2 protein-coding genes are annotated in these 1219 nt (G+C 71.0%); both read left to right on the top strand.

What is annotated here, in order from left to right; genetic code table 11:
• On the top strand, window positions 1-909 hold a 909-nt coding region (locus tag G6R25_RS24060), incomplete at its 5' end, for an ABC transporter permease (protein WP_235949536.1).
• Window positions 910-973: 64 nt separating this feature from the next.
• Window positions 974-1219, top strand: a 246-nt coding sequence (locus tag G6R25_RS24055) for a ribose-phosphate pyrophosphokinase-like domain-containing protein (RefSeq protein WP_163554661.1), incomplete at its 3' end; no start/stop codon positions are given.

Below are 1219 nucleotides of genomic sequence, written 5' to 3'. Positions count from 1 at the left end.
GCGGCCCGCCAGGCGGCATTGGCGGGGCAGATTTCCGCCCTCGGTGGGGATCCGGCGACGGTGGGCCGGGCGGTCGCGACGGCGGGAGTCGACGTCACCGCGCTGCACCACGCGCCTGCGCGGGACGGCTCCCGACTGCTGCTCGGGCTGCTCGCGGGTGGTCTCATTTACATCTCGCTGCTGATCTTCGGTCCGGCGGTGGCGCAGAGCGTCATCGAGGAGAAGACGAGCCGGGTGGTGGAGCTGCTGCTGGCCGTCATCCGCCCGTGGCAGCTGATGGCGGGCAAGGTGCTCGGGATCGGTGTGGTGGCCCTCGGCCAGCTGGTGCTGATCGGCGTGGTCGGGGTCGGGTTGGGGCTGGCCACCGGGGATCTGGGCATCCCAACGGGGATCGCGGTGGGGTCGGTGGCGGCGGCGCTGCTGTGGTATCTGATCGGGTTCGCGATGTATGCGCTGATGTTCGCCGCCGCCGGGGCGCTGGTGTCGCGCCAGGAGGACGCCGGCGGGGTGACCGCCCCGATGATCTCGATGATCATCATTCCGTATGTGCTGGGCATCTCGGTGCTGCCGTCGACACCGGACAGCGGTCTGATCGGAGCGCTGGCGATCGTTCCGCTGTTCGCGCCGATCCTGATGCCGATGGTGATCGGCAGTCTGGCAGGTGCTGGTCGCGCTGGCGCTGTCCCTGGCGTGGATCGCGGTGCTGGTCTGGTTGGCCGGGCGGGTGTACGGCAACGCGGTGAAGCGTTCGGGGACGCGGGTGCCGCTGCGCGAAGCTCTGCGCGCCGCCTGAGTCCGCCGTCGGCGCGCTGCGCGCTGCCAGCACGTCGTCGGCGCGCCGGGATCGGTAGCATCCGGAGCAATCGACTAGGGCGCCGGCCATGCGGACGGCGCCCAGGCCAGCGATGACCGAGGCCGGCCGGCCCAGGCGACGATGCCAGCCGGCTCGCGAAAAGAGAACAGGGAGCGGTTCGTGCGAGACATCGCCGTCTTCAGCGGCAGTGCCCATCCCACCCTCGCCGAGGAGATCTGCGCGCACCTGGACGTGCCGCTGCACCGGGTGCGGGTCCAGCGGTTCGCGAACGACTGTCTGGAGGTGCAGCTGCCGGCGAACTGCCGGGAGCGTGACGTCTTCCTCATCCAGCCGTTGGTCGCGCCGGTGCAGGAGAACCTCGTCGAGCTGCTGCTGATGCTGGGCGCGGCCCGCGGGGCGTCGACC

Source organism: Candidatus Frankia alpina (genome assembly GCF_902806485.1).
Classification (GTDB): Bacteria; Actinomycetota; Actinomycetes; order Frankiales; family Frankiaceae; genus Frankia; species Frankia alpina.
This window is presented reverse-complemented; position numbering and strand designations above follow the sequence as displayed.